The organism is Streptomyces sp. NPDC006235, from assembly GCF_040613735.1.
Classification (GTDB): domain Bacteria; phylum Actinomycetota; class Actinomycetes; order Streptomycetales; family Streptomycetaceae; genus Streptomyces.
On the sequence record NZ_JBEXSR010000074.1, the window covers coordinates 1 to 24,450 of the forward strand.

23 protein-coding genes and 1 rRNA gene are annotated in these 24,450 nt (G+C 71.4%); 6 read left to right on the forward strand and 18 right to left on the reverse strand.

What is annotated here, in order from left to right:
- Positions 1-86: 86 nt before the first annotated feature.
- Together ABZ192_RS41540 and ABZ192_RS41545 are read right to left on the reverse strand one after the other, a co-directional pair.
- The gene (locus ABZ192_RS41540; protein WP_356929647.1) at positions 87-1,325 is read right to left on the reverse strand and encodes a PLP-dependent aminotransferase family protein; all 1,239 of its coding nucleotides are present in this window, start codon (positions 1,323-1,325) and stop codon (positions 87-89) included.
- Between the two features lie 142 nt (positions 1,326-1,467).
- On the reverse strand, positions 1,468-2,370 hold the full coding sequence (locus ABZ192_RS41545) for an SAM-dependent methyltransferase (protein WP_356929648.1): 903 nt from the start codon (positions 2,368-2,370) through the stop codon (positions 1,468-1,470).
- Positions 2,371-2,458: 88 nt separating this feature from the next.
- Here ABZ192_RS41545 and ABZ192_RS41550 point away from each other — a divergent pair, with 88 nt between their 5' ends.
- On the forward strand, positions 2,459-2,815 hold the full coding sequence (locus ABZ192_RS41550) for a hypothetical protein (RefSeq protein ID WP_356929649.1): 357 nt from the start codon (positions 2,459-2,461) through the stop codon (positions 2,813-2,815).
- Between the two features lies 1 nt (position 2,816).
- On the opposite strand, the gene ABZ192_RS41555 is transcribed toward ABZ192_RS41550, so the two are convergent.
- Positions 2,817-4,241, reverse strand: coding sequence for a helix-turn-helix transcriptional regulator (locus tag ABZ192_RS41555; RefSeq protein WP_356929650.1), 1,425 nt, complete (start codon positions 4,239-4,241; stop codon positions 2,817-2,819).
- 227 nt (positions 4,242-4,468) lie between these two features.
- Between ABZ192_RS41555 and ABZ192_RS41560 the strand changes: the two genes are divergently transcribed.
- Complete coding sequence (locus ABZ192_RS41560) at positions 4,469-5,128, forward strand: DUF4232 domain-containing protein (RefSeq protein ID WP_356929651.1); 660 nt, start codon at positions 4,469-4,471, stop codon at positions 5,126-5,128.
- An 8-nt stretch (positions 5,129-5,136) separates the two neighbouring features.
- Here the strand turns inward: ABZ192_RS41560 and hemB are convergent, their stop codons facing one another.
- On the reverse strand, positions 5,137-6,135 hold the full coding sequence (hemB, locus tag ABZ192_RS41565; protein ID WP_356929652.1) for a porphobilinogen synthase: 999 nt from the start codon (positions 6,133-6,135) through the stop codon (positions 5,137-5,139).
- A 314-nt stretch (positions 6,136-6,449) separates the two neighbouring features.
- On the opposite strand from hemB, the gene ABZ192_RS41570 reads away from it, so the two are divergent.
- Complete coding sequence (locus ABZ192_RS41570; RefSeq protein WP_356929653.1) at positions 6,450-7,838, forward strand: FAD-binding oxidoreductase; 1,389 nt, start codon at positions 6,450-6,452, stop codon at positions 7,836-7,838.
- A 39-nt stretch (positions 7,839-7,877) separates the two neighbouring features.
- On the opposite strand, the gene ABZ192_RS41575 is transcribed toward ABZ192_RS41570, so the two are convergent.
- From ABZ192_RS41575 to ABZ192_RS41595, 5 genes are all read right to left on the reverse strand, one after another.
- Positions 7,878-9,584 carry a bifunctional uroporphyrinogen-III C-methyltransferase/uroporphyrinogen-III synthase gene (locus ABZ192_RS41575; RefSeq protein ID WP_356929654.1) on the reverse strand — a complete coding sequence of 569 codons (1,707 nt, stop codon included), beginning with the start codon at positions 9,582-9,584 and terminating at the stop codon, positions 7,878-7,880.
- Positions 9,581-10,540 carry a hydroxymethylbilane synthase gene (gene hemC, locus ABZ192_RS41580; RefSeq protein WP_356929655.1) on the reverse strand — a complete coding sequence of 320 codons (960 nt, stop codon included), beginning with the start codon at positions 10,538-10,540 and terminating at the stop codon, positions 9,581-9,583. Before hemC ends, ABZ192_RS41575 begins: the two co-directional genes overlap by 4 nt.
- On the reverse strand, positions 10,537-12,291 hold the full coding sequence (locus ABZ192_RS41585) for a glutamyl-tRNA reductase (protein ID WP_356929656.1): 1,755 nt from the start codon (positions 12,289-12,291) through the stop codon (positions 10,537-10,539). The genes hemC and ABZ192_RS41585 overlap by 4 nt, the downstream gene beginning before the upstream one ends.
- A complete protein-coding gene (locus tag ABZ192_RS41590) occupies positions 12,288-13,052 on the reverse strand; it encodes a redox-sensing transcriptional repressor Rex (protein ID WP_086603660.1) in 765 nt (254 codons plus the stop codon). Before ABZ192_RS41590 ends, ABZ192_RS41585 begins: the two co-directional genes overlap by 4 nt.
- 313 nt (positions 13,053-13,365) lie before the next feature.
- Complete coding sequence (locus ABZ192_RS41595) at positions 13,366-13,644, reverse strand: glutaredoxin family protein (protein WP_184986727.1); 279 nt, start codon at positions 13,642-13,644, stop codon at positions 13,366-13,368.
- Between the two features lie 127 nt (positions 13,645-13,771).
- Here ABZ192_RS41595 and ABZ192_RS41600 point away from each other — a divergent pair, with 127 nt between their 5' ends.
- From ABZ192_RS41600 to ABZ192_RS41610, 3 genes are all read left to right on the forward strand, one after another.
- A complete protein-coding gene (locus ABZ192_RS41600) occupies positions 13,772-14,689 on the forward strand; it encodes an HAD-IB family hydrolase (protein ID WP_356929657.1) in 918 nt (305 codons plus the stop codon).
- Positions 14,690-15,053: 364 nt separating this feature from the next.
- Positions 15,054-15,824, forward strand: coding sequence for an ECF subfamily RNA polymerase sigma factor, BldN family (locus ABZ192_RS41605; RefSeq protein ID WP_037671603.1), 771 nt, complete (start codon positions 15,054-15,056; stop codon positions 15,822-15,824).
- A 236-nt stretch (positions 15,825-16,060) separates the two neighbouring features.
- Complete coding sequence (locus tag ABZ192_RS41610) at positions 16,061-17,305, forward strand: DUF5667 domain-containing protein (protein ID WP_356929658.1); 1,245 nt, start codon at positions 16,061-16,063, stop codon at positions 17,303-17,305.
- Positions 17,306-17,367: 62 nt separating this feature from the next.
- Here the strand turns inward: ABZ192_RS41610 and ABZ192_RS41615 are convergent, their stop codons facing one another.
- The 9 genes from ABZ192_RS41615 to rrf form a co-directional block, all read right to left on the reverse strand.
- Positions 17,368-18,423 (reverse strand): lysophospholipid acyltransferase family protein, encoded by a 1,056-nt coding sequence (locus ABZ192_RS41615; RefSeq protein ID WP_356929659.1) that lies wholly within the window; start codon positions 18,421-18,423, stop codon positions 17,368-17,370.
- 14 nt (positions 18,424-18,437) lie between these two features.
- Entirely contained in the window at positions 18,438-19,499 is a 1,062-nt protein-coding gene (locus tag ABZ192_RS41620; RefSeq protein ID WP_356929660.1) for an NAD-dependent epimerase/dehydratase family protein, read from the reverse strand.
- 203 nt (positions 19,500-19,702) lie between these two features.
- A complete protein-coding gene (locus ABZ192_RS41625; protein WP_003948845.1) occupies positions 19,703-19,801 on the reverse strand; it encodes an AURKAIP1/COX24 domain-containing protein in 99 nt (32 codons plus the stop codon).
- Between the two features lie 156 nt (positions 19,802-19,957).
- Positions 19,958-20,170, reverse strand: coding sequence for a helix-turn-helix domain-containing protein (locus ABZ192_RS41630; RefSeq protein WP_004984898.1), 213 nt, complete (start codon positions 20,168-20,170; stop codon positions 19,958-19,960).
- Positions 20,171-20,299: 129 nt separating this feature from the next.
- A complete protein-coding gene (locus ABZ192_RS41635; protein ID WP_356929661.1) occupies positions 20,300-21,115 on the reverse strand; it encodes a phosphatase in 816 nt (271 codons plus the stop codon).
- 109 nt (positions 21,116-21,224) lie between these two features.
- A complete protein-coding gene (locus tag ABZ192_RS41640) occupies positions 21,225-22,397 on the reverse strand; it encodes an acetoin utilization protein AcuC (protein ID WP_356929662.1) in 1,173 nt (390 codons plus the stop codon).
- Positions 22,348-23,583, reverse strand: coding sequence for an MFS transporter (locus ABZ192_RS41645; protein WP_356929663.1), 1,236 nt, complete (start codon positions 23,581-23,583; stop codon positions 22,348-22,350). The genes ABZ192_RS41640 and ABZ192_RS41645 overlap by 50 nt, the downstream gene beginning before the upstream one ends.
- A gap of 74 nt (positions 23,584-23,657) precedes the next feature.
- Positions 23,658-24,302 (reverse strand): HAD family hydrolase, encoded by a 645-nt coding sequence (locus ABZ192_RS41650; RefSeq protein ID WP_356929664.1) that lies wholly within the window; start codon positions 24,300-24,302, stop codon positions 23,658-23,660.
- A 61-nt stretch (positions 24,303-24,363) separates the two neighbouring features.
- Positions 24,364-24,450: ribosomal RNA gene (gene rrf / locus ABZ192_RS41655) — 5S ribosomal RNA — on the reverse strand; the annotation flags it as partial.

Genomic DNA, 24,450 nt, shown 5'->3' on the forward strand with positions numbered 1-24,450 from the left:
AAGGCTCGATCACCGTCCACGCAGCGTCAGATATCTCCCCATCCCTCACGACCGACCCAACGATCAGATGATCGGAAAGACACTGCCTAGACCCTGCCGGCCTGGCCCCCCGGCGTGCCGGCCCGCAGCCCCTCACCCAGCCTCCGCAGCCCTTCCTCGATCTCCTCCGGTGTCTGCGTCACGAAGCACAACCGCAGGGTCGTGCGGTCGGGCGTGCCGGCGTAGAAGGGGGCGCCGGGGACGTAGGCCACGTCGTGCCGCACGACCTGGGGCAGCAGGGCCGTCGTGTCGTACGGCTCCGGCAGGCGCGCCCAGAGGAACATGCCGCCCTCGGGCCGGTTCCAGACCGACCCCTCGGGCAGCGCGCCGGGCAGCGCCGCGAGCATGGTGTCCCGGCGTTCGCGGTACACGCCGGCGACGCGCGTGACGTGGGCGTCCAGGTCGTGGTCGGCGAGGTACCGGGCCGCGGCGAGCTGGTTGACGGTCGGCGTGTGCAGGTCGGCGGCCTGCTTGGCGACGGCACAGGCCCGCCGCAGCTCGCCGGGCGCGCGCAGCCAGCCCAGCCGCAGGCCGGGCGCCATCACCTTGGAGAAACTGCCGAGCAGGACCGTACGGTCCTCGGCGCCCGGGTGGGAGGCGATCCACGGCACGCGCTCACCGTCGTAGCGCAACTCTCCGTAGGGGTCGTCCTCGACGATCCACAGCCCGCGCCGGGCGGCGACCGCGGCCACGGCGGCACGCCGCTCGGCGGGCAGCGTGCGGCCGGTGGGGTTCTGGAAGGTGGGCACGGTGTAGAGCAGCTTGGGCCGCTCGCGCACCACGAGCTCCTCCAGTGCCTCGGGATCGACGCCCTGCTCGTCGCCGGGCACGGGCACGACCCGGGCTCCGGCGAAGCCGAACGCCTGCAGGGCCGCCAGATAGCAGGGGTTCTCGACGAGGACGGTGTCCCCGGGTTCGAGCAGCGCGGTGGCGAGGAGCGAGAGGGCCTGCTGGGAGCCGGTGGTGACGAGCAGGTCGTCGGGGCCGGTCGGCAGTCCGCGTGCCGTCGTGCGCTCGGCGAGCGCGGCCCGCAGCGTGGGCTCGCCCTCGGTCGTGGAGTACTGCAAGGCCCGCGCGGGTTCCTCGGCGAGCACGGCCCGGTAGGTGGCCGCGATGCCCTCCGCGTCGAACAGCTCCGGCGCCGGCAGCCCGCCCGCGAAGTTGATCACCTCGGGGCGGGCGGTGACGGCGAGGATGTCCCGCACGGGAGAGCCGCCGACCGACCGCGCCCGCGCGGCGAGCGGCGGCACGGGAGAGTGGACGGGCGCGGGCTCGGTGACGGTCATGGCAGGGCTCCTTCGACTGCGGTGACGGCATGTGCGCCGCAGCCTAGGGAAGTGCGTGCCGCCTACAAGCACCTTTCCGCGATCCGGACACCGGAAGGGGACGGTCCGGTAAGACACGGGAGTAAGACACGGGAGCCGCTGCTCAGCCCTTGGCGCCCAGCCCCGCGTACACGTTGATGTCCGCGTCCGTGACGTCGTTGATGTCGCGGTAGCGGACCTTCTCGATGTCGTCGAGACCGGCGAGGTACGACTCCTCCGGCTGCTCGGGGACGGGAGCCGCGCCGTCGGGCCGCCAGCGGTGCGCCGGGACGATCCCCGGGTCGGCGATCTCCAGGGCGTTGTCCGTGAAGAACTTCTCCACCTCGGCCCGGGAGCGCAGCACGAAGGTGAACCCCCGCTCGGTGTACGTCCGCTGGACCGCGCGGATGTTCTCGGGGTTGAGGTCCTCGGTGAGGTGGCTGAGCACGAGCCGGCTGCCGACGGGCAGCGCGTCCAGCAGCTCGCGCACCAGCGGATACGCCTCCTCGTCCGCGACGAAGTGCAGGATGGCGACCAGGCAGAGCGCGACCGGCCGGTCGAAGTCCAGGGTCTTGGCGGCCTGTTCCAGGATGCGGCCCGGATCCCGCAGATCGGCGTCGATGTAGTCCGTACGCCCCTCGGGCCCGCTCGTCAGCAGGGCACGCGCGTGCGCGAGCACGACCGGGTCGTTGTCGACGTACACGACACGCGAGTCGGGCGCGATGCGCTGCGCGATCTGGTGCACGTTCTCGGCGGTCGGCAGTCCCGTGCCGATGTCGAGGAACTGCCGGATGCCGTCCTGCTCCACCAGGGTGGTGACCGCACGGCGCAGGAAGTCGCGGTTGTGCCGTACGTCGAGGTACCCGCGCGGGTTGGCGGCGAGCGCGGCGGCGGCCGCGTCCCGGTCGGCCGGGTAGTGGTCCTTGCCGCCGAGGAAGACGTCGTAGACCCGGGCCGGGTGCGCCTTGCTGCTGTCGATCCTCCTCTGCAGCTCGGCGGGATCCTGACTGAGGGCGTCACCGGTCATGGACGTCTCCCTGGGAAGAGTAGGTGGTTCAATCAGCAACCACTCCGACGGTCAACAACCTAACGGTTCAGCTGATTTGATGGTGCCCATGCCGACCGACCAGCCGCCGACGACGACCCTGTGGCGCCCCACCGGCCCCAAGGAACTGGACCTGGTGCGGGAGCTCGACTGGCGCGCCTGGCCGCCCCGGCTCCCGGAACAGCCGATCTTCTACCCGGTCCTCAACGAGGACTACGCCATCAGGATCGCGCGGGACTGGAACGTCAAGCACGACGGCGCCGGCTTCGTCACCCGGTTCGAGGTCGACTCCGCCTTCCTGCGCCGGTACCCGGTCCAGCAGGCGGGCGGGAAGACGATCCTCGAACTGTGGGTACCGGCCGAGGAACTCGACGAGTTCAACGCCCATATCGTCGGCAGGATCGAGCTGGTCCACGAGTTCCGCTGAGTCAGTCGGTGGTCCCGGCCGGGACCCACTTCTCGCCGCCCAGCGGGAACTCGTACGCCGGGCGCCCGTTGTTGCCGCTCGTGCGGAAGGGCCGGCCCCGGTCGTCCACCGTCAGCGTGCCGCTCCGGCCGCCGCTGGACCAGCTCAGCTCCAGGAACCAGCTGACGTCGTACGCGGAGGCGTCGGCCCGGACGTGGAGGATCTCCGGGTCGGACTCACTCACCTTGAACGGGAAGTCGTCGTGCCCCGCCTCCGGGACGACGGCGGGACGCATGGCGTCGAGAGCGACCGTGAAGGAACGGGTCGGCACGTTGCCGCCGCAGCCGACGCCCGGATAGCCCATGGCGTAGTCGTTCCACGCGAGCGGCGCACGCTTGCCGGCCATCCGGACCGTCAGCCGGTCGACGACCACCGTCTCCTTCCCCGTCCCCTGCACGGTGAGCTTCAGATACTGCCGCCCCGACGGCACGGCCCCCATCGCCCCCACCCAGGCGGGCGCGTCCTGCTCCGGCGGCGGCGGTCCCACCCGCCCCGGCGGCCGGTTCACCAGGTAGCGCTGGGAACAGGGGTTCTCCCAGGCGTGCGGCACGGTGCGCACGGTGAGGGGCGCGGGGCCGGCGGACACGGCGGCCTCACGCCCGGGGCTGTCGGTCCCGGTGCCACCACCGGTGGCGGATGCGGAGGCCGAGGCGGACGAGGCGGACGTCGCGGAGGCGGCGCCCTTGCCGTCGCCCTTCTTCCCGCCGCGGTCGGAGGAGGAACTGACCGAGGGCGACACCGAATCGGCCGGGCCGCCGTCCGACTGCTGCCGGGGCCCGTCGGAGACCGTCGCCGAGCCCCGACGCCCGTCGTCGTCCTCCCCGCCGGAGGGCAGGGCCGCGGCGAGCCCGACCCCGCCCAGGACGACGGCGACGACGGCAGCGGCGAGCAGGGCGGGACGGGGACGACGCAGGCGGCGCGGACGGCGGGGACGGCGGTCCACCGGCGCCCCTGACGCAACGTCACCCGGCTCCTCCGCAGCACCCTCGCCCGGCTCGCCGGCAACGCTCCGGCCCGTCCTCTGGGCAATGCGCTGCCCCGGCTCCTCGGCAACAGTCCCGGCCGTCTCCCCGGCAGCGCTCCCGCCCTGCCCCTCGGCAACACCCCCGGCCGAAGGGGCGCCAGCCCCTCTACGCCCCCGTCCGGCATCCGCCAGCACCCACCGCCGATGCAGCTCGACAAGCTCCTCCGACGACGCCTTGCACAGCCGGGCGAGCCGCTCCACCGGCGCGTAGTCGGCGGGTACGGCATCCCCGTTGCAGTACCGGTGCAGCGTCGACGTACTCATGTGGAGCCGCTTGGCGAGCACCCCGTAGCTCAGCCCGGACCGCTCCTTCAATTCCCCCAGCAACGCGGCGAACTCCGCCGCGGCCGTGCCTTCCGACACCGTTCCTCCATCCCCCATGTCCCGTTCCCCCGTTCCAGGAGAGGGTCGTTTCCCCTGGTCAATGCCGGTGCGGGCGTTCCAGCGTCCCTGATCGTCCGCCGACTGTGGCGGCCGGGACGGATCGCCGCACAAGCTCTGGTCATCCAAGCACGCCGCTCCCGGCCGACCGGTAGAGCGGCTCGCCCAGTACCTCTCGCCAACGACGTTTGTCCGAAAGGGAACCACCCATGCGCAAGTACCACGCCCTCCCCGCCGCCCTCCTGGCCGCCCTCGCTCTCACGGCGTGCCAGGACGGCACGGGCACGCAGGACGAGGGCGCAGCCAAGCCGCAGCTGACGGCAACGGCGACCGCGACCACCGCACCCCAGAAGGCGGCCGCCGGCAAGGCGAGCACCACGACTGCCGACAAGGGAACGAACGCGAAGGCCACGAAGCCCGGAACAGCCACCGCCCCCGCCGCCCGAGTCTCCTGCAACGGCACCAACACCACCGTCACAGCCAAGCCGGTCCCCCGCCCCCTCAACCACATGCTGATCACGGTCGAGAACACCGGCTCGAAGACGTGCGACCTCACCTACTACCCGGTGCTGCGCTTCGACGAGATGCAGTGGGCCCCGCAGCCGATGGAGGAGTCCAAGCCGCAGGCGGTGACGACCCTGGCTCCCGGCGAGTCCGGCTACGCGGGCGTGCTGCTGTCGGCGGCCGACGGCAGCGGCGAGGGCGGCACCACCGGACGCAAGCTCACGGTCGGCTTCCAGGGCCCCACGCCGAACAGCAGCGGCGGCCCCGCGGCGATCCCGCAGCTGCCCGCCAAGGGCGTGTACTACGACAGCTCGCTGACCGCCACGTACTGGCTGCCGGACATGGAGCAGGCCCTCTCCTACTGATCCCGGTCCTACTGATCCTTGAGCCGCTGGGCCACTTCGGTGGCCCAGTAGGTGAGGATGTTCCGGGCGCCCGCCCGCCGGATACCGGTCAGGGTCTCCATGATCGCGCGCTCCCGGTCGATCCAGCCCTTCTCGGCGGCGGCCTCGATCATCGAGTACTCGCCGGAGATCTGGTAGGCGGCGACGGGCACGTCCACGGCGTCCGCGACCCGGGCGAGGATGTCCAGGTAGGGACCGGCGGGCTTCACCATGACCATGTCGGCGCCCTCCTCGAGATCGAGGGCGAGTTCCCGCATGGAGTCCCGCACGTTCGCCGGATCCTGCTGATAGGTCTTCCGGTCCCCCTGCAGGGACGAGCCGACGGCCTCCCGGAACGGCCCGTAGAAGGCGGAGGCGTACTTCACCGTGTAGGCGAGGATGGCGACGTCCTCCCGCCCGATCTGGTCGAGGGCGTCACGGACCACGCCGATCTGCCCGTCCATCATCCCGCTGGGCCCGACCACATGGGCGCCGGCATCCGCCTGCACCTGGGCCATCTCGGCGTACCGCTCCAGGGTCGCGTCGTTGTCGACCCGCCCCTGGGCGTCCAGCACCCCGCAGTGTCCGTGATCGGTGGTCTCGTCGAGGCAGAGGTCGGACATGACGAGCAGGTCGTCACCGACCTCGGCCCGCACGTCCCGGAGGGCGACCTGGAGAATCCCGTCCGGGTCGGTCCCGGCCGTCCCGAGGGCGTCCTTCTTCGACTCCTCCGGCACACCGAACAGCATGATCCCGGAGATCCCCGCCGCGACGGCCTCGGCGGCGGCCTTCTTCAGGGTGTCCCGGGTGTGCTGCACGACCCCCGGCATGGCCGCGATCGGCACCGGCTCACTGACGCCCTCCCGCACAAAGGCCGGAAGGATGAGATCGGCAGGGTGCAACCGGGTCTCGGCGACCATCCGACGCATGACGGGAGTGCTCCGCAAACGCCGCGGCCGCGTACCGGGAAAAGATCCGTACGTCGTCATACGACCTACGCTACGCCCGCCCCATACCCCCCGATGCCGACGCACTGTCGGACCCCCGCTGCGGCCGAAGTCCGCAATCCGCGGGCAATCGTGCCGCCAAGGGCGGCACGGGTGGGCGAGGGCGGCACCCCGCAACGCCGGGCTGCGCACCCCACCCGCCCCCAGTCCCGACGCCGAGCACCCCGAAGCCCACCGTCCCCGCATGCGCCCCGCACCCCCCAGGTCCATCCTGAAAGCAACAAGACCAAGGACCCCGACGGCCAACTGCCACCCCGCCGCCGCCGTCCCTCCGTACGCCCCCCACGGAGGACGCGATGACCGCCCCCCACCGCACACCCGACCTCTTCGCCCTCTCGGAAATCCACGGCCCGGTCCTACGCCCAGGAGACCCCGCCTACGCCGACGAGGTCACCGGCTTCAACCTGGCCGCCCTCCACACCCCCGACGTGGTCGTCGGAGCGACCTCCGCCGACGACATCGTCACCGCCGTGCGCTGGGCGAAAGCCACCCACACCCCCGTCGCCGTCCAGGCCACCGGCCACGGCGCGAACTTCCCCATCGAGAAGGGCCTGTTGATCAACACGGCCCGCATGACCGACGTACGCGTGGACCCCGCCACCCGCACGGCCACCATCGCCGCTGGCGCGAAGTGGAGCCACGTCATGGCCGCGGCCGCCCCGCACGGCCTCGCCGGCCTCAGCGGCACCTCCACGGACGCGGGCGTCGTCGGCTACACCCTCGGCGGCGGCCTCCCCGTCCTCGGCCGTGCCTACGGCTACGCCGCCGACCTGGTCCGCTCCTTCCAGGTCGTCACCCCGGACGGCCACCTGCGCGAAACGGACCCCCAGCACGAACCGGAACTGTTCTGGGCCCTGCGCGGCGGCAAGGGCAACGTGGGCGTCGTCACCTCGCTCGTCACCGAACTGCTCCCCCTGCCCCGCATCTACGGCGGCGGCATCTACTGCCCGGGCGAGCACACCGAGGCCCTGCTCCAGGCCTGGGCGGACTGGACCCGCACCGTCCCGGACCAGATGTGCAGCGCGTTCACGATCCTGCGCCTGCCGCCCATCCCCCAGATCCCGGAGCCGCTGCGCGGCGGCTTCTGGGCCCGCGTGGCGATCGCCTGGCCCGGCCTCCCGGCCGAGGGCGAGGCCCTGATCGCACCGCTGCGCGAAGCGGCCCCGGTAGCCGTCGACACGGTCGAGGTGATGGACCACGCGGCCCTGAACCGCATCCACATGGAACCCCAGGATCCGCTCCCCGCAAGGGAGTCGTGCCTGCTCCTGCGCGACCTGACCTCCGCCGCCATCAGCACGTTCCTGGAACAGGCCGGCCCCGCGGCGGGCGCCGACTTCCCGCTGCTGATGGTCGAGATACGCCACATGGGCGGCGCGATGTCCCGCCCGTCCGCCGTCGAGGACGCCGTCTGCTCCCGCGACGCCCTGTACTTCATCGACTCGGTCGGCATCATGGCCGCGCCACCCGCCGCCGAGGCCATCGAACAGGCGACGCAGCAGCTCTACACGGCCATGGCGCCCTACGGCACGGGCCGCACCATGGTCAACATCCACGGCACCCCGGGCGACGAACAGGACCGCGCCCGCGCCTGGACCCCGGAGGTCTACGAACGCCTGCGCCACGACAAGGCCGTCTACGACCCGGCGAACCTGCTCCGCTACGGCCACGCGGTGACTCCCGCGTAGCCGCAGCGAACACAGTCGATCCGCCTACACCCTTAGGGCTTACGTCGTAGACCGCCGCCGCCGAGCCCCCGGCCGCCGCTCGCTCGGCCGCGTCACCGGATCCCCGGCCTCGAGAGCGGCAGCTCTGCGCTTCGCGCCGAAGTCGGCCAGGGCCTCCGCCAGCTTGTGCACGGACGGCTCCGGAGCCATGACGTCCACCCGGAGCCCGTGCTCCTCGGCCGTCTTGGCGGTGGCGGGGCCGATACACGCGATCACGGTCACGTTGTGCGGCTTGCCGGCGATACCGACCAGGTTCCGCACGGTCGAGGACGACGTGAACAGCACGGCGTCGAACCCGCCGCCCTTGATCGCCTCGCGCGTCTCCGCCGGGGGCGGCGAGGCCCGCACGGTCCGGTAGGCCGTGACGTCGTCGACCTCCCAGCCCAGCTCGATCAGCCCGGCGACCAGCGTCTCCGTGGCGATGTCGGCCCGCGGCAGGAACACCCGGTCGATCGGGTCGAAGACCGGGTCGTAGGGCGGCCAGTCCTCCAGCAGACCGGCGGCCGACTGCTCGCCGCTCGGCACCAGGTCCGGCTTCACGCCGAAGGCGATCAGCGCCTTGGCGGTCTGCTCGCCCACGGCCGCGACCTTGATGCCCGCGAAGGCACGGGCGTCGAGCCCGTACTCCTCGAACTTCTCCCGCACGGCCTTGACCGCGTTCACCGAGGTGAAGGCGATCCACTCGTAGCGGCCCGTGACGAGACCCTTGACCGCCCGCTCCATCTGCTGGGGCGTGCGCGGCGGCTCGACGGCGATGGTCGGCACCTCGTGCGGCACGGCCCCGTACGACCGCAACTGGTCGGAGAGCGACGCCGCCTGCTCCTTGGTGCGCGGCACGAGCACCTTCCAGCCGAACAGCGGCTTGGACTCGAACCACGCGAGCTGGTCGCGCTGGGCGGCGGCGGAACGCTCACCGACCACGGCTATCACCGGCCGGCCGCCGTCGGGCGAGGGCAGCACCTTGGCCTGCTTCAGCGTCTGCGCGATCGTGCCGAGCGTGGCGGTCCAGGTGCGCTGCCGGGTGGTCGTACCCGCGACGGTGACCGTCATGGGGGTGTCCGGCTTGCGGCCCGCGGAGACGAGCTCGCCGGCCGCCGCGGAGACGGAGTCCAGCGTGGTGGACACCACGACCGTGCCGTCCGACGCCCCGACCTCCGTCCAGCACCGGTCCGACGCCGTGCGCGCGTCGACGAACCGCACGTCCGCGCCCTGCGCGTCCCGCAGCGGCACACCGGCGTACGCGGGCACACCGACGGCGGTCGCGATACCGGGGACGACCTCGAAGGGCACCCCGGCGGCGGCGCACGCCAGCATCTCCTCGGCGGCGTACGTGTCGAGTCCGGGGTCCCCGGACACCGCACGCACGACCCGCCTGCCGCCCCGCGCGGCCTCCATGACAAGATGTGCGGCATCCCGCACCGCGGGGATGGCTGCGGCGGTTGACGTACCGTCAACAACCGTCAGCTGGGGCGCTCCTGTGCCCGGAGCCGGATCCTGGGAAGGATCCGAGTCCGTGTGCACTTCGGAGACGCCCTGCCTGGCGTGCTGACGTACGACGTCGAGCACTTCGTGCTCGGCGACGAGGACGTCCGCGTTCGCCAGCGCCTCGACGGCGCGCAGAGTCAGTAGTCCCGGATCTCCGGGTCCGGCACCCAGGAAGGTGACGTGCCCGTGTTCAGGACCGGCGGAAAGGGTGGTGGGGCTCAATGTGCTCGCTCCCCCATCAGACCGGCCGCGCCCTGGGCGAGCATCTCGGCCGCGAGTTCGCGACCGAGCGCCATTGCCCCGTCGTGCGTCTCGGGCACGGGACCGGTGGTGGACAGCTGCACCATGCGGGTGCCGTCGGTCGTGCCGACGACGCCGCGCAGGCGCATTTCCTTGACAATCTGCCCGTCGGCCAGAAGGTCGGCCAGCGCGCCCACAGGGGCGCTGCAACCGGCCTCCAGGGCGGCGAGCAGTGATCGCTCGGCCGTGACGGCGATCCGCGTGAACGGGTCGTCGAGTTCGGCGAGCGCGGCGACGAGGTCCGCGTTGCCCGCGGCACACTCGATCGCCAGTGCCCCCTGGCCGGGGGCGGGCAAAACCGTGTCGACCGACAGGAAGTCGGTCACTTCGTCACCCCGGCCGATCCGGTTCAGTCCGGCGGCGGCCAGCACGACCGCGTCGAGCTCTCCGGAGCGTACGTATCCGATCCGGGTGTCGACGTTGCCGCGGATCGGGACGGTCGCTATGTCCAGGCCGTGGCTGCGCGCGTACGCGTTGAGCTGGGCCATGCGGCGCGGCGAACCGGTACCGATGCGGGCCCCGCTGGGCAGGTCGGTGAACTTCAGCGCGTCCCGGGCGACGATCACGTCCCGCGGGTCCTCCCGCGCGGGCACGGCCGCCACGACCAGTTCGTCGGGCTGCGTGGTCGGCAGGTCCTTCAGCGAGTGCACCGCGAAGTCGACCTCGCCCTTGAGCAGCGCGTCGCGCAGGGCGGTCACGAACACACCCGTGCCGCCGATCTGGGCGAGCTGCTCACGCGAGACATCGCCGTACGTGGTGATCTCGACGAGCTCCACGGGCCGCCCGGTCACCCGGCTCACGGCCTCCGCCACCTGCCCGGACTGGGCCATGGCGAGCCTGCTCCGCCGGGTACCGAGCCTCAGCGCGTTGTCGTTCATGCCGGCCCTCGGTCTTTCTCTGTGCTGTCCTCGGCCCGGGAGACGGCGGCAACCGTCTCCGGGTCGAGGTCGAACAGGGTCCGCAGCGCGTCCGCGTACCCGGCGCCGCCGGGCTCGGCCGCGAGTTGCTTGACCCGTACGGTCGGCGCGTGCAACAGCTTGTCCACCACGCGCCGCACGGTCTGGGTGATCTCCGCGCGGTGCTTGTCGTCGAGGCCGGGAAGCCGTCCGTCCAGGCGGGCGATCTCGCTGGCCACGACATCGGCGGCCATGGTGCGCAGGGCGACCACGGTCGGCGTGATGTGCGCGGCCCGCAGTGCTGCCCCGAAGGCCGCGACCTCGTCGGAGACGATACGCCGGACCTGGTCCACATCGGCAGCCATCGGAGCGCCCGCGGATGCTTCCGCCAGCGACTCGATGTCCACCAGCCGCACCCCGGTCAGCCGGTGTGCGGCCGCGTCTATGTCGCGCGGCATCGCCAGGTCGAGCAGGAAGAGCACGGGTTCGGGCCGCGGCGGCTCGTCGGCCGGCTCGGGCCTGCGCCGCTCGGGGATGCGGCCGACGGTGGCCACGGTCGCGGCGAGCGCGGCGATGGCGTCGGCGTCCGACGTGGGGTCGAGCGGGCCGGCCGTTCCCGGCCGGGCCGCGCGCTGGGCGCCGCCCACCGTGCCGTTGTCCACCCATGCCGCGTGCTGTTCCAGGTCGGCGGCGGCCATACCGGCCACGGCCGCCTCGCCGAGCACGGAGAACCCGGCGGTGCCCTGCACCGCGGGCAGGTCCAGCGGGCAGCCGTCCTCGCCGCCGAGTCCGGTGGCCGCCGGGTTGCCCCGCTCGGCGCCCGTGGCCGCCGTCCGGCCGGGCTCACCGTCCGGGGCGGGCCCTGCGTCGTGCACGGCCGTCGGCGTGGCCGTACGGCCCTCCACCGCGGCGGCGACCGACGCGGCCGTCAGGACCAGGCCCGTCGCGCCGGTGCAGGAGACGGCGACATCGGCACGTGTCAGCTCGTACGGCACCGACTCCATCGGGACCGCGCGGGCCAGCACGTCCGTGTCGTCGCCCTCGGTCAGGATCTGGGCGAGGCGCTCGGCGCGGTCGAAGGTGCGGTTGGCGACGACGACCTCGGCGACCCCGGCCCGGGCGAGCGTCGCGGCGGCCAGGGAGGACATCGACCCGGCGCCGATGACCAGGGCCTTCTTGCCCCGGGCCCAGGTCTGCACGTCGCCGCCCGCGGCCAGCTGTTCCAGGCCGAAGGTGACCAGGGACTGGCCGGCGCGGTCGATGCCGGTCTCGGAGTGGGCGCGCTTGCCGACTCGCAGGGCCTGCTGGAACAGGTCGTTCAGCAGCCGGCCCGCGGAGTTCAGCTCCTGCGCGCGGGCCAGGGAGTCCTTGATCTGTCCGAGGATCTGCCCCTCGCCGACGACCATGGAGTCCAGACCGCAGGCCACCGAGAACAGGTGGTGGACGGCCCGGTCCTCGTAGTGCACGTAGAGATAGGGAGTGAGCTCCTCGAGGCCCACCCCGCTGTGCTGGGCGAGCAGCGTGGACAGCTCGGCGACACCGGCGTGGAACTTGTCCACGTCGGCGTAGAGCTCGATGCGGTTGCAGGTGGCCAGCAGCGCGGCCTCGGCGGCCGGTTCGGCGGCGACCGTGTCCTGGAGCAGCTTGACCTGCGCGTCCACGCCCAGCGAGGCCCGCTCCAGGACGCTGACCGGGGCGCTGCGGTGGCTGAGTCCGACGACGAGGAGGCTCATGCCGGCATCACGGCGGGCATGTCCCCGTCGGGTCCCTGGTCGGCGGAGTCGCTGCGCGCGGCGGCGGCCGGGACGCCGCCGTCGGAGGCGGCGGCCTCCTCGCCGGCCTTGCGCTGCTCGTGGAAGGCGAGGATCTGCAGCTCGATGGAGAGGTCGACCTTGCGCACGTCGACGCCGTCCGGGACGGACAGCACGGTCGGCGCGAAGTTCAGGATGGAGGTGACACCGGCGGCCACGAGCCGGTCGCAGACCTGCTGGGCGGCACCGGCGGGGGTGGCGATGACACCGATCGACACGCCGTTGTCCTGGATGATCTTCTCCAGGTCGTCGGAGTGCTGTACGGGGATCCCGGCGACGGGCTTGCCCGCCATGGCCGGGTCGGCGTCGATCAGCGCGGCGACCCGGAAGCCGCGGGAGGCGAACCCGCCGTAGTTGGCGAGGGCGGCGCCGAGGTTACCGATACCGACGATCACGACGGGCCAGTCCTGGGTGAGGCCCAGCTCGCGGGAGATCTGGTAGACGAGATACTCGACGTCGTAGCCGACGCCCCGGGTCCCGTAGGAGCCGAGGTAGGAGAAGTCCTTGCGCAGCTTCGCGGAGTTGACCCCCGCAGCGGCCGCGAGCTCCTCGGAGGAGACCGTGGGCACCGAGCGTTCCGACAGCGCGGTCAGAGCGCGGAGGTACAGCGGAAGCCGGGCGACGGTGGCCTCGGGAATCCCTCGGCTGCGGGTCGCCGGTCGGTGAGTTCGGCCAGTTGCCACGGTGCTCCTGCGGGTAGAGCGGGGCTGTAGGCGGTCATACGTCCCTACATGACCGCCCCGTCGAAAGCAGGCTATGTCTTTGTGAACGCGTGCACAAAGATGGTGTCCGATTTGCCCGGCCAACGTGACCGGGGTCACGCACCCCCGGCGCACTCGTACGGAACCGGCGCATGCGCACCACGGTTCCTTTACTTCTGGGGGCAAAACCGCACACTCTCCTCTGTGTATCCCGCCCCCGAGACCAGCCACCGTCGATCCTAAGCGACCTGGCGGGCCCTTTGGACTGCTCGGTCAGTTCCGGGACCGGGCGGGATCAGTCGGTCAGCGCCTTGCGCAGGCGGCCCTCGTTCACGCGCCAGAACGTGTGCTGCCTGCCGTCGACCAGCACAACGGGGATCTGCTCCCAGTACTGGTCGTGCAGTTCGCGGTCCTCGGTGATGTCCTTCTGCTCCCAGGGGACTCCCAGATCACCGCACACCTTCTCCACAACGACCTGTGCGTCATCACACAGATGACAGCCGGGCTTGCGGATCAGGGTGACGAGCCGGTCCCGAGGGGGCCTGCGACGAAAGAGGGGACTCATGTCGGCCATTGTCGCGCGCCCCGACACGAGGGGACCTCGCCCCGAACGTCCTCTTTAACGACACGCTTGCCGAGAGTTCACAGGCTCCGAACCTCTCGGCTCCGGAACCCCCGAACAAACTGGCTATGCTCACGCCATGGCCGCTCTCGGATGGCTCACTCCCCGTAGGCGCTCCGCCACGGCGCGGAGCGTTTTGGCAGGCGAGGCCTCGGCGGAGGCTGCCCGCAAGTCCTCACAGGAGGCCGCCGGCACGACCGAGGAACCGCAGTTCCCGGTCCACGGCGACGACCGGGCCGCCGCCTTCTTCGACCTGGACAACACCGTCATGCAGGGCGCCGCCCTCTTCCACTTCGGACGGGGCCTGTACAAGCGGAAGTTCTTCGAGACACGCGAGCTCGCCCGGTTCGCCTGGCAGCAGGCCTGGTTCCGGCTGGCCGGCGTCGAGGACCCCGAACACATGCAGGAGGCCCGCGACTCCGCCCTGTCCATCGTCAAGGGCCACCGCGTCGCCGAGCTCCAGTCGATCGGCGAGGAGATCTACGACGAGTACATGGCCGAGCGCATCTGGCCCGGCACCCGCGCCCTGGCCCAGGCCCACCTGGACGCCGGCCAGAAGGTCTGGCTCGTCACGGCGGCCCCCGTCGAGATCGCCCAGGTCATCGCCCGCCGCCTGGGCCTGACCGGGGCCCTCGGGACCGTCGCCGAGTCGGTCGACGGCGTCTACACCGGCAAGCTGGTCGGCGAACCGCTGCACGGCCCCGCGAAGGCCGAGGCGGTCCGCGCCCTGGCCGCGGCCGAGGGCCTGGACCTGAGCCGCTGCGCCGCCTACAGCGACTCGCACAACGACATCCCGATGCTCTCCCTGGTCGGCCACCCCTACGCCATCAACCCGGACTCCAAGCTGCGCAAGCACGCCCGCGAGCTGGACTGGCGCCTGCGCGACTACCGCACCGGCCGCAAGGCGGCCAAGGTCGGCATCCCGGCCGCGGCCGGCGTGGGCGCGGTGGCGGGCGGCACGGCGGCGGCGATCGCCCTGCACCGCCGCCGCCGCTGACGACCGACCGGGCCGGTGACCGATCAATCCGGGACACCTTCGTTTACGGGATGACAAGCCCCGTAAATCCAACTGGCGTGCCCCCACAACCTCGTATCCAGTCCTCTTGGCTGGACACGGCCACAACACGCCCTGGACTGAGCCCCAATCCGAACCCTTCCGATCAACAACCGTTCACCCTCTGACACTTGATGCGGCGTCAATCGGTTACGGAAGCGACGTAATCGATGATTTGAGCAACTCGGTGTAGCAGGGCCTACACGAAGCGTTATTCTCCTCAGACGCAAACCGGTACCCCTCCGTCGCTACGACGGGTGAAAGGTCCCGCACTGCACGTGATGGAAGCTCTGCCTCTGGGAGTCCCGTGTACCCACACGTCGGGGTTGACGCCTCGGGCCTGGCTACGCTGCGCGCAACGGTCCTCGACCTGTTGCGCGGCTTCGTCCCCACCGCGTACGCCGGCCCCGCATTCGCCACCGCCGCGCCCGTAGGCCCGTGCTATGCACTGGCCGACGGCAGCGCCGCGGTCGGCAGACGAGGGCGCCCGTCCGGCGCGGCCACCGCCCGACGGCCGGCGGCGGACAGCGACAGCGCCCGCATGATGGATCTCGTGGAGCGCGCTCAGGCCGGCGAGGCCGACGCCTTCGGCCGTCTCTACGACCAATACAGCGACACCGTCTACCGATACATCTACTACCGGGTCGGAGGAAAGGCGACTGCCGAGGACCTCACCAGCGAGACCTTTCTGCGCGCCCTGCGCCGCATCGGCACGTTCACCTGGCAGGGCCGCGACTTCGGCGCCTGGCTGGTCACCATCGCCCGCAACCTCGTCGCGGACCACTTCAAGTCCAGCCGCTTCCGCCTCGAGGTCACCACCGGCGAGATGCTCGACGCCAACGAGGTCGAGCGCTCCCCCGAGGACTCCGTCCTGGAGTCCCTCTCCAACGCCGCCCTGCTCGACGCCGTGCGGCGGCTCAACCCTCAGCAGCAGGAGTGCGTGACACTCCGCTTCCTCCAGGGCCTCTCCGTCGCGGAGACCGCCCGTGTCATGGGCAAGAACGAGGGCGCCATCAAGACCCTCCAGTACCGGGCCGTCCGCACCCTCGCCCGGCTCCTCCCGGAAGACGCCCGCTGACCGGACCGTACGCTCGGCGACAGTCAACTCACTTTCCGTGAAAGTCCGTTGACTTCGGCATCCGATCATCCGGCGTCCGTAACCCAAGTGCCGCGCCACTCGTTGTGCGGGATGCAGGCTCCCTGTGGTCACCCCCTGACCGGCTCCGATCACTCGATCGTGTGGTCGCGCTCAGGGTGTGCAACCCTCAGGACCCCCTGGGGAGTCGACCGTCATGACGAGAGGAGGTGCCGCCAGTGATCGCGAACGTATCGGCGCACCGGCGGGCGAACGCCTTCGCCCAGGCCCTTCAGGAGCAGTCCGAGCAGGGCACGGCGGCCGAGCAGTCCGAAGGATCGGCACCGGCCCCGGCCGCTGCGGAGCCGACCGAACAGGCACGCCTGCTGGCGTTCGCCTCCGGTCTCGGCGCGCTGCCCAAACCGGAGCTCGACCCGGAGGTCAAGGTCGTCCAGCGGGCCCAGCTGGTGGCCGCGTTCGAGGCCATGCTCCAGGAGGGCACCGCGGGAGGCGGGGCGACGGACGGCGCGGTCCCCGAGCAGCGCTCCCCCAAAGCCCGTGGCGCCCACCGGGCGGGCCCACTGAAGAAGTTCCGGCCCCGTTCCCGCCTCGCCAAGGGCCTCACGGCGGGCGGGCTCAGCGTGGGCGTGGCCGCGAGCGCCTTCGGCGGAGTCGCCGCCGCCAGCTCCGACGCCCTGCCCGGCGACTCGCTCTACGGCCTCAAGCGGGGCATCGAGGACGTCAAACTCGGCCTCGCCGACAGCGTCGACGAGCGCGGCCGGGTCTACCTCGACCACGCCTCCACCCGGCTCAGCGAAGCCCGCCGCCTGATGGAGCGGGGCCGCAGCGGCCCGCTGGACCACGAATCCCTGGGCGAGATCCGCCGCGCCTTGTCCGGCATGCGGCACGACGCGTCGGAAGGCCACCGACTGCTGAGCGAGGCGTACGCGCGCGACCCAGACTCCCTGGACCCCATCCAGGCCCTGTCCGCGTTCTCCCGCTCCCACCGCGAGGCCTGGGGCGAACTGCGCACAAAGCTCCCCGTCCAGCTCGGGGACGTCAGCGACCAGGTGTCGTCCGTGTTCGACGCCATAGAGGAGGACGTCGCCCCGCTGCGGTCCCTGCTGCCCGAGCCCCCGTCCCGAAGCGGCGGCGAAGGCAACCGGCAGGGCGCCTCCGAGTCGGCCTCCAGCGGCTCCTCGACCACCGACCGGTCGGCCCGGCCCAGTGACAGCGGCCGCGGTCAGTCCGACAAGGGCAGCACCGGCAGCGGCAGCCCCAGCCACTCGGCCGGCAGCGACAGCGACGGCCTGCTCGGCGGCAACACCGGCGGCCTGCTCGACCCGCCGCAGGAGGACAGCGACGCGAGCACCTCGCCATCGGCGGAGGACAACCCGCCCGTCCCCGAGCCGGACGTGACGCTCCCGCCGCTCCTGCCCGATCTCCTGCCCGGACTGGGCATCGACGGCGAGGACGCCGACTAGCCGGCGGTACGACCGTGGGGGCGCCCCTCAAAAGGGGCGCCCCCATCGTCGTAAGCCCTGTTTCAGAAGAAGACCGACCGGCGCTGCACCAGAAGCTTGTACAGGGTGTGCTGGATCTGCTCCCTGACCTGGTCGGTCAGGTTGAACATCAGCATCGGGTCCTCGGCGGCCTCCGGCGGATAGCCGTCCGTGGGGATCGGCTCGCCGAACTGGATCGTCCACTTGGTCGGCAGCGGAACCGCCCCGAGCGGCCCGAGCCACGGGAACGTGGGCGTGATCGGGAAGTACGGGAACCCCAGCAGCCGCGCGACCGTCTTGGCGTTGCCGATCATCGGGTAGATCTCCTCCGCCCCGACGATCGAGCAGGGAATGATCGGCGTCCCGGCGCGCAGGGCGGTCGAGACGAAGCCGCCGCGGCCGAAGCGCTGGAGCTTGTAGCGGTCCGCGAAGGGCTTCCCGAGTCCCTTGAAGCCCTCCGGCATCACCCCGACCAGCTCACCCTGCTCCAGCAGCCGGGACGCGTCCTCGGCGCAGGCCAGGGTGTGACCGAGCTTGCGGGCCAGCTCGTTGACCACCGGCAGCATGAACACCAGGTCCGCGGCGAGCAGCCGCAGATGCCGGCCCGCCGGGTGGTTGTCGTGCACGGCGACCTGCATCATCAGGCCGTCCATCGGCAGCGTCCCGGAGTGGTTGGCGACGATCAGGGCGCCGCCCTCGGACGGGATGTTCTCGACCCCCTTCACCTCGACCCGGAAGTACTTCTCGTACAGCGGGCGCAGCAGCGACATCAGGACCTGGTCGGTCAGTTCCTCGTCGTAGCCGAAGTCGTCGACCTCGTAGTCCCCGGTGAGGCGGCGGCGCAGGAAGGCCAGGCCGCCCGCGATACGCCGCTCCAGGCCGCTCTCGCCGCTCTGGGGGCCCTCCGGAGCTTGTTCCTCAGATGTCACAGGAACATCATCCTGCGGAACAGCCCTGGTGGGCAGGGGCTGCACCTCACGGACCGGCACGGATTCCGTGCCCGGGCGACGGTTGCTCGCACTCCGGCGCCGCTGCGGACGCTGCACGGCGCCCCCGCGGGACCGGTCGTCGTCGAACGGAATGACCTTGGCATCCGCCATCGTTGATGCGCTCCTCAGTTGGCGCTCTGCGTCGGGGGGTGGCCGCCGCCCGCGAGGGGCAGCGCGGCGATCCGGTCGACGGCCCCCGCAAGGGCCTCCGGCGGAAGAAGTCCGGGACCTTGGCTGCGTGCGAAGTCCGCGAACGTCTCCGCGGTCGTGTACTTGGGCTGGAAGCCCAGCGTCTCGCGCATCTGGCCCGTGGCCACGACCCGGCCGTGGGTGAGCAGCCGGATCTGCTCGGGCGAGAAGTCCGACATCCCCAGCGTACGCACCAGCGAGCCCGCCCAGGTGACGGCCGGGAGCAGCAGGGGCACGGTCGGGCGCCCGAGGCGCCGGGAGCACTGGGAGAGCAGCAGGACGCCGTCGCCGGCGATGTTGAAGGTGCCGCTGTTGAGCGTGCCCCGGCGCGGCTCGTGCGAGGCGATGCGCAGCACCTCGATCACGTCGTCCTCGTGCACGAACTGCAGCCGCGGGTCGTAGCCGAACACGGTCGGCAGGACCGGCAGCGCGAAGTACGAGGCGAGCGGGGTGTCCGCGGTCGGGCCCAGGATGTTGGCGAAGCGCAGCACGCACACGGCCACGTCGGGTCGGCGCCGCGCGAAGCCGCGGACATAGCCCTCCACCTCCACCGTGTCCTTGGCGAAGCCGCCGCTGGGCAGGGACTTGGGCGGGGTCGTCTCGGTGAAGACGGCCGGATCGCGGGGCGCGGACCCGTAGACGTTGGTGCTGGACTTCACGACCAGCCGCCGCACGTTCGGGGACTTCTGGCAGGCGCCGAGCAGCTGCATGGTGCCGATGACGTTGGTCTCCTTCAGGGAGGCCCGGTTGCCGCTGCCCAGCGGCGTGCCCGTCACGTCCAGGTGGACGACCGTGTCGGCGCCCGTCTCCGCCAGCACCCGCGCGATGCCGGGCTGCCGGATGTCGGCCTGGACGAAGTCCGCGCCGCCCAGATGGTGCTCGGGCGGCACCGCGTCCACGGCCACGACCCGGTCCACGTCGGGGTCACGCTGGATCCGCCGTACGAACCGGCCCCCCAACTGGCGGGCCACACCGGTCACGAGCACGACCTTGCCCAAGATCAGCGCCTTCCTTCCAGAAAACCTCTTGCCCCGCCGCGTTCCCCCGTGGGGCCAACTTAGCGGGTCGGTGTTGCGCTGTGATGACCGCCCGATGCGCGAAGTGACGACAAGCAGCCGGACGCAGGAGCCGGAACGCATGTGGCCCCCCACCGGTGGGTGGGGGGCCACAGCAACGCTCTCGCGGAGTCCGCGTCGCGAACTTACTTCTTGTTGCGACGCTGGACGCGCGTGCGCTTGAGCAGCTTGCGGTGCTTCTTCTTGGCCATCCGCTTGCGCCGCTTCTTGATAACAGAGCCCACGACTACCCTCGCTCACTTCTCATCACTCGGTTGTTTGGGCGCCATGGGCCCACACGACCTACGAGGGGCTAGCCTACCCGCCCGAGCGCTGAGGTCGTAATCGAGGAGGCCAGGGTGATCCCGAGTGCCCTGTGAGGGATCACCCCGCCCCAGCCGTCAGGCGGTTTCCACCCCCACGTAGCTCTCGCGGAGGTACTCGTGAACCGCTTGCTCCGGGACGCGGAAGGACCGCCCCACACGGATCGCGGGCAGATGACCGCTGTGCACCAACCGGTACACGGTCATCTTCGACACTCGCATCACCGAGGCGACTTCCGCCACGGTAAGGAACTGAACCTCGTTCAGAGGCCTCTCGCCAGCTGCAGCCATGACACACCTGAACCTTCCGCACTCGACGGCCACCGGCTTCCCCTTCCGGTGACTCTTCGTCGCTGCGTGCTCACTCCCCAATGTAGGGGCGGGTGATGCGAGTGGGGAAGAGGTGCACCCATCGGCGGCCTACTGTGACAGACACGCCCGATTGAGTACGTAGCGGGTAAGCGGCAGGTAGTAATCAGACCGCACGCCGTCATCAAGTGGAACGACGACGGAGACGCACCCCTCCGCCTCACCGACGAACGGGGCGGGGTCGTCCGTATCGGCCGCCCCGATGGCCTCGAACCCCAGCTGACCTGCTCCGCAGACCCACCCGTGGTCCCCGATGACCAGCTCGGGGAGGGGGCCGCCGGCCTCCGCGGCAGCGGCCAACACGGTACGAACCGGGAGAGGTGAGTGCGTATGTGCGCCGGGCTCACAACCGGGGCGTTCCAGGCCGGATCTCCGCACCAGCGCGACTCCTCGTACGTAGTCGAGGTTGTACGTACGTAGGCCGAACCGGGTCGTTATGTCGACACAGTGACCCTGCGCCGGGGTGAGGACGGCACACCCCGCCGCCGACAGCGCGTCTGCGACAGCGGCGTAGAAACCGAGCAGCCGGTGGGGATGCCCGGTGCCGAGGAGCACGGGTGCGCTCCGCCGGGCGGCCTCGGCGAGACGCTCCGCGAAGGCGTCCAGCGCGGCCAGGGTCCGCTCCGGAGCGATCACGTCCTGGCCGGAAGTCCGACGGGGACCGGCCGAGACCCCGCACCGGTCCGCCATCAGCTCGACCACCTCCCGCTCGCTCCAGGCCCCTTCGGGGTCGAGCCCGAGCAGCACGCGAGGATCCCGGGCGGCGAACAGCCGGTAACTCCGCAGGCTCTCCTCACGGGGCGTGGCCACGGTCCCGGCCAGGCGTGCGCCCACCAGATGCGCACGAAGGGCTTCGGGGGTCAGCACGAGGAGATCGTGCGCGACACGGGCCCCACGTGTCCCGGGAACGGGCGAACACCGCACGGTCGGCCTACCAGCCCCCGGCGGCCATGAGTCAGGCCGGCACGGCCGTGGATCAGGCCAGCAGCCCCCGCAGCGGGAACACGGCCCGCCGGGCCGCCAGCACCGCCTGGTCCAGCCGGTCCGCCGGGTCGTAACCCTCCTCCCAGCCGGGGAAGGCCACGGGCCAGCGCCCGTCCGTCATCCGCGCCGGGGCCAACTGCCGCGTCCGGGCGAACACTTCCTGCCGCCAGCCCTCGGGAATCATCGCCTCGGGCTCCACCGGCCGGCCCGCCGCGATCCCGACCAGATGCGTCCACGACCGCGGCACGACGTCCACCACGGCATAGCCGCCCCCGCCCAGCGCCACCCACCGCCCGTCGGCGTACTCGTGCGCCAGGTCGTGACAGGCCACCTGCACCGCCCGCTGCGCGTCCAGCGACACCGCCAGATGCGCCAGCGGATCCTCGAAGTGCGTGTCGGCCCCGTGCTGCGTCACCAGCACCTGCGGCCGGAAGTCCGCGATCAGCTCCGGCACGACCGCGTGGAACGCCCGCAGCCAGCCCGCGTCCCCCGTCCCGGCCGGCAGCGCCACGTTCACCGCCGACCCCTCCGCGCTGCCGGCGCCCGTCTCCTCCGGCCACCCGGTCTGCGGGAACAGCGTCCGGGGATGCTCGTGCAGCGAGACCGTCAGCACCCGCGGGTCCTCCCAGAACGCCGCCTGCACCCCGTCCCCGTGGTGCACGTCCACGTCGACGTACGCCACCCGCTCCGCTCCGAGCTCCAGCAGCCGGGCGATGGCGAGCGACGCGTCGTTGTAGATGCAGAACCCCGACGCACCGCCGGGCATCGCATGGTGCAGCCCGCCCGCGAAGTTCACCGCGTGCTGCGCCTCACCGCGCCACACCGCCTCCGCGGCCGCCACCGACTGCCCCGCGATCAGCGCCGACACCTCGTGCATCCCGGCGAAGGCCGGATCGTCCATCGTCCCCAGCCCGTACGACTGGTCCGCCGCCCCCGGCTCCACCGACGCGGCCTTCACGGCCTCGATGTAGTCCTCCCGGTGGACGAGCCGCAACGTCGACTCCCCGGCCGCCTCGGCGGCGACCACGTCCACCTCCCGGTCCAGCCCGAAGGCGTCGACCAGCCTCCGGGTCAGGGCCAGCCGGACCGGGTCCATCGGATGCCCCGGACCGAAGTCATAGCCCGTTACTGCCTCGTCCCACATCAGCTGTGCGCGGCCGCTCATGTCCGCCACCGTATCGGTCCGGTTGAGCGGCGAACGACCGGGCGTACACGAGCGTCACCAGCACCAACACCATCGGCACGAGCATGGCCCCGCGGTAGCTCCACAGGTCTCCGAGCGCACCGACCAACGGCGAACCGATCAAAAACCCCACATAGTTGAAGACATTCAGCCGCGCGACGGCAGCGTCCGAAGCCCCCGGGAACAACCGGCCGGCCGCCGCGAACGTCTGCGGCACCAGCACACACAGCCCCAGCCCCAGCAGCGTGAACCCCAGCATGCCCACCCAGGCCCCCGGCGCCCCCGCCACCACGGCGAACCCGCACGCCGCCACCAGCGCCCCCGCCCGCACGACGGCAACGGCCCCGAACCGCCGCACCCCGAGATCCCCGATGGCCCGCCCCAGCAGCGTGGTCACCATGTACACGTTGTACGGCACCGTGGCCATCTGCTCGGAGCTCCCCAGCACGTCCTGGAGGTACTTCGCGCTCCAGTTGGAGACCGTGGAGTCCCCGATGTACGCCACGGTCATCACCAGACACAACGGCAGCAGCCACTTGAACACGACGACCTGGCCCTCGCCCGCCGCCCTCTCCTCCGCGGCCTTCTCCCCCACCGCCGACGCCTCATCCCCGTCGTCGACGTACCACCGGCTCCCCACCAGCACAGCCGGCAGCAGCACCGCCACGACCGGCAGATACGACACCCACAGCGCCAGCTCCCAGTGCGCCCCCACCCACGCCAGCGAGGCCCCCACGATCCCGCCCAGGCTGTAGGCCGCGTGGAAACTGAGCATGATGCTGCGCCCGTACGACCGCTGCAGACTCACCCCGAGCATGTTCATCGACGCGTCCAGCACCCCGACGGCGAGCCCGAACGCCGCGAGCGCGACGCCCAGTTCCACCATCCGCTCCCCGGCCCCCACCCCGAGCAGCGCCAGCAGCACCACGGGCTGGGACCACCGCAGCAGCCGACTCGGCGGCACCCGCTTCACCAGCCGCTCGGTGCTCACGCTCCCGACCCCGGCGAGGATCGGCACAGCCGCCAGGAAAGCGGGCAGCAGCGCGTCGGAGACCCCGTACCGGTCCTGGATGGCCGGAATCCGCGTCACGAGCAGAGCGAAGGCGACCCCCTGCACCAAGAAGCTGAACGCCAACGAGGCCCTGCCGCGCCGCAGCACATCAGTCATGGCCGCGAGCGTAGGGCCCAGGCTTACTCATGGGTAGATCCAGCCAAAGGTGAATCTGGCTCAGCTTCCACGCCTCACATGAGCAGTTCCATCAGCTCCCTCATGTCGGAGAAGAGCCGCCCGGCCCCGGCGAGCCGCTCCGCCGGCGTCATGGCGGTGAACCCGTACACGTCCATTCCCGCAGCGACCGCCGCTTGGACCCCCAGCGGACTGTCCTCGACGACGACACACCGCTCCGGCGCGACCCCCATCCGCTCGGCCGCGTACAGGAACAGATCGGGAGCCGGCTTCCCCCTGCCCACATCCTCCGAGCTGAAGATCCGCCCCTCGTCGAACCAGCGGTCGAGCCCGGTCGTCCGGTGCCCCACCCGGATCCGCTCATGACTCCCGGACGACGCCACGCAGTACGGCACGGAGTCGGCGGCGAGCTTCTGCAGCACCTCCTCGACGCCGGCCACCGGCTTCAAGTCTCGCTCGAACGCCGCGAAGACGCGCGCGTGGAACACGTCGTCGAAGTCCACCGGCAGCCGCTGCCCGGTCTGCTCCTCCACCAGGTCGTGTACACGGTGCATGGCGGAACCCATGTAGTCCCGGATGGAGTCCTCGTACGACGTGGGGTGGCCCAGCTCGGTCAGATAGGCGGCCAGAAGCCGGTTCGAAATGGTTTCACTGTCGACGAGAACACCGTCGTTATCGAAGATCACGAGGTCATAGCGCATGGCTCGAGCCTAAATGCAGAAAACCCCCGCATCCGAAGATGCGGGGGTTTTCCCAATAATTGTTCGGCGGCGTCCTACTCTCCCACAGGGTCCCCCCTGCAGTACCATCGGCGCTGTAAGGCTTAGCTTCCGGGTTCGGAATGTAACC